Source organism: Vulcanococcus sp. CPBay_Sum15L08_68 (assembly GCF_017855895.1).
Lineage (GTDB): Bacteria > Cyanobacteriota > Cyanobacteriia > PCC-6307 > Cyanobiaceae > Vulcanococcus.
In genome coordinates, this window is sequence record NZ_JAFMFX010000101.1 from 1 (window position 1) to 3,959 (window position 3,959).

Annotated in this window: 2 protein-coding genes; one reads left to right on the plus strand and one right to left on the minus strand. The window is 64.9% G+C overall.

The window, feature by feature from the left end; all coding sequences use genetic code 11:
- The coding region (locus tag QZ189_RS10790) for a proton-conducting transporter membrane subunit (RefSeq protein ID WP_296421752.1) at positions 1 to 1,013 on the minus strand (1,013 nt) is incomplete at its 3' end.
- 117 nt (positions 1,014 to 1,130) lie between these two features.
- Here QZ189_RS10790 and topA point away from each other — a divergent pair.
- On the plus strand, positions 1,131 to 3,848 hold the full coding sequence (gene topA, locus QZ189_RS10795) for a type I DNA topoisomerase (RefSeq protein WP_296416167.1): 2,718 nt from the start codon (positions 1,131 to 1,133) through the stop codon (positions 3,846 to 3,848).
- Positions 3,849 to 3,959 lie beyond the last annotated feature (111 nt).

Genomic DNA, 3,959 nt, shown 5'->3' on the forward strand with positions numbered 1-3,959 from the left:
ACCAGGCCGATCATCACGAAGCCGGCCTGACCGATGGAGCTGTAGGCCAGCATCCGCTTCATCGAGGTCTGGGCCAGGGCGACGACGTTGCCCAGGACCATGCTCAAGATGGCCAAGACGGTGAAGAGAAGCTTCCACTGGGCCTCGAAGGGCTCAAAGCAACCCACCAGGATCCTCAGGGCCAGGGCAAAGCCAGCGGCTTTGGAGCCGACCGAGAGAAAGGCCACCACTGGGGTTGGCGAGCCTTCATAGACGTCAGGGGTCCACTGGTGGAAGGGCACCGCTGCGATCTTGAACGCGACGGTGGCCAAAACGAACACCAAGGCCAGGGCTGCCACCGGCGAAGCGCTGGTTTGCAGTGCAATGCCGACGGCCTCCAGGCTGGTGCTGCCGCCGGTCAAGCCGTAGAGCAGGGAGGCGCCATAGAGGAACACCGCAGCAGCGGCGGACCCCACCAGCAGATATTTCAGTGCGGCTTCGGAGCTGCGGGCATCGCGCTTCATGTAGCCCGACAGCAGATAGCTCGCGACCGAGAGGGTCTCGAGGGACACAAAGATGCTGACCAGGTCGGTGGACCCGCAAAGCAGCATCGCGCCAAGGGTGGCCGCCAACAGGATCGAGGCGTATTCACCAACGGGGGTGCCCGCCCGCTCGACGTAGCGCCAGCTGATTAAGAGGGAGACCAGGGTTGAGGCGGCGACCACGGCGCGAAAGGCAATGGCCAGGTTGTCGGCCAGGAAGGAGCCGAGGAAGGAGGGTTCAAGCGGTGCTGCGTCCCATTGCAGGGCGAGCAGGACCAGGGCGCTGCCCAGTCCGAGATAAGAAAAGAGGGGGACCCACCGTGCAGCTGCTTTTTCCCCCGCCAGGTCCACCAGCAGGCAGGCCAGCATCGCGAGCAGGACTGCACCCTCCGGTGCAATGGCTCCTGCATTGAGCTGCAGCGATGTGATGCCACTCACCAGGGGAGCAGCCGCAGTGGAAACGGTCTCGGCGGCAGCCAGGAGAGAGAGCACAGCTGTTGGATCACGCCCGTTGGGCTGGACTGTAGCCGCGCTGGCGTCGTCCTTCGGACTTTCTCGCCGGGGTTGACCGCCGGTGCGATAAAGAGGGAAGCGGTTCACCGCCTGCCTGTGGCGCACACCCTCGTCATCGTTGAAAGCCCCACCAAGGCCCGCACCATCCGCGGGTTCTTGCCGAAGGACTTCAAGGTTGAGGCCTCGATGGGGCACGTGCGCGACTTGCCCAACAACGCGAGCGAGATCCCCGCTGCCCACAAGGGCGAGAAGTGGGCCAATCTCGGCGTGAACACCACCAACGACTTCGAGCCGCTCTACGTGGTGCCGAAGGACAAAAAGAAGGTGGTCAAGGAACTCAAGGACGCCCTCAAGGGCGCCGATCAACTCCTACTGGCGACCGACGAAGACCGGGAAGGGGAATCGATCAGCTGGCACCTGCTGCAGCTGCTCAACCCGAAGGTGCCGGTGAAGCGGATGGTCTTCCACGAGATCACCAAGGAGGCCATCGGTCGCGCCCTGGAGCAGACCCGAGAGCTCGATATGGAGCTCGTCCATGCCCAGGAAACCCGGCGGATCCTCGATCGCCTGGTGGGTTACACCCTCTCCCCGCTGCTCTGGAAGAAGGTCGCCTGGGGCCTGAGCGCCGGACGGGTCCAGTCCGTGGCCGTGCGGCTGCTGGTGCAACGGGAACGGGCCCGCCGTGCCTTCAAGAGCGGCAGCTATTGGGATCTCAAAGCCCAGCTGGCTCAAGGCAGTTCCCCCTTTGACGCCAAGCTCACCCACCTCAAGGGCGAGCGCATTGCCGGTGGTTCCGATTTCGACGAAAACACCGGTGGACTGAAGGCCGGCAGCAAGGTTCGTTTGCTCAGCGAGGCCGATGCCCGCAGCCTGCGCGAGGCCGTCTTGGCTGCGCCCTGGCGGGTGTCGTCCGTGGAGGAAAAGCCCTCCACCCGCAAGCCGGTGGCCCCCTTCACCACCAGCACCCTGCAGCAGGAAGCGAACCGCAAGCTGCGTCTCTCGGCCCGCGAGACCATGCGCACGGCCCAGGGGCTCTACGAGCGGGGCTTCATCACGTACATGCGCACCGACTCGGTGCATCTCAGTGACCAGGCCATCAATGCGGCCCGCAACTGTGTCGCCGATAAATACGGCAAGGACTACCTGAGCGGCTCACCCCGTCAGTTCTCCACCAAGGCCCGCAACGCCCAGGAGGCCCACGAGGCGATTCGCCCCGCCGGTGAGAGCTTCCGTGATCCCTCCACCACTGGCTTGGACGGCCGGGACCTGGCCCTCTACGAGCTGATCTGGAAACGCACCGTCGCCTCCCAGATGGCGGAAGCCCGCCTGACCATGCTCAGCGTTGAGTTGGAGGTGGATGGCGGCAGCCTCGGACCCGCCAGCTTCAAGGCCAACGGCAAGCGCATCGATTTCCCCGGTTTCTTCCGCGCCTACGTCGAGGGAAGCGATGACCCCGATGCGGCGCTGGAAGGCCAGGAAGTCCTGCTGCCAAGCCTGAAGAGCGGCGATAGCCCCAGCTGCAAAGGCGTGGAGGCGCTGGGCCACCAAACCCAGCCCCCCGCTCGCTACAGCGAAGCGGCCCTGGTGAAGATGCTCGAGAAGGAGGGCATCGGTCGCCCCTCCACCTACGCCTCGATCATCGGCACGATCGTCGACCGCGGCTACGCGACCCTGCAGAGCAATGCCCTGACCCCGAGCTTCACGGCCTTCGCTGTGACGGCCCTGCTGGAGGAGCATTTCCCCGATTTGGTGGACACCAGCTTCACGGCTCGGATGGAGGGCACCCTCGATGACATCTCCACCGGGAAGGTGCAGTGGCTCCCTTACCTGGAGAGCTTCTACAAGGGTGATCAGGGGCTCGAGACCCAGGTTCAGCAGCGGGAAGGGGATATCGACCCCACCGCCTCCCGCACCATTGCCCTGGAGGGGCTGCCCTGTGTGGTTCGGATTGGTCGCTTTGGGGCCTATCTGGAAACCAAGCGCGTGGCCGACGACGGCAGCGAAGAGCTCCTGAAGGCCACCCTCCCCAACGAGATCACTCCAGCGGATCTCGACGCGGACAAAGCGGAATTGATCCTCAAGCAGAAGGCCGATGGGCCCGAAGCGTTGGGTGAAGATCCCGAGACCGGAGATTTGGTCTATCTGCTGTTTGGCCAGTACGGGCCCTACGTGCAGCGCGGTCAGGTCAGTGACGAGAATCCCAAGCCCAAGCGGGCCTCCCTGCCCAAGGGCACCAAGCCCGAAGACCTGACCCTGGAGGACGCCCTGGGGCTGCTGCGTCTCCCCAGGCACCTGGGCGAACACCCCGATGGCGGCAAGGTCGAGGCCGGTCTGGGTCGGTTTGGCCCCTATGTCGTCCACCACAAGGGCAAGGGCGAGAAGGACTACCGCTCCCTCAAGGCTGAGGACGATGTCCTGATGGTGGGCCTCTCCCGTGCCCTCGAGTTGCTGGCGATGCCCAAGCGGGGTCGCGGCGGCCGCACGGCCCTGAAGGATCTCGGCACCCCTGAGGGCGGCGATGAAGCCATCCAGCTCTTTGATGGTCCCTATGGCCTGTACGTCAAGCAGGGCAAGGTGAACGCCTCGCTGCCGGAAGGAACAACAGCCGACACCATCACCCTTGAGCAGGCGGTGGAGTTGCTGGCGGCGAAGGCGGCCTCGGGCAAAGGCAAGGGCCGCAAGACCGCAGCGAAATCCACCACCGCCAAAAAACCAGCCGCCAAAAAGCCCGCGGCGAAAAAAGCGCCGGCCACCACCAAAACGGGTCGGCTTCGGGCTAGCGCAGTGAGGATCATCAAGGCGGCCGACAGCTGATGGCGCCACTGCGCTGGGGTTCGCTTGTGTTGCTCGCAGCGGCCTTGGCCGGCTGCCAGGGCACCCCCCTTGGCGACCAGCTGTCGCGGAGTTTTTCCAGTCCGCTCCCCG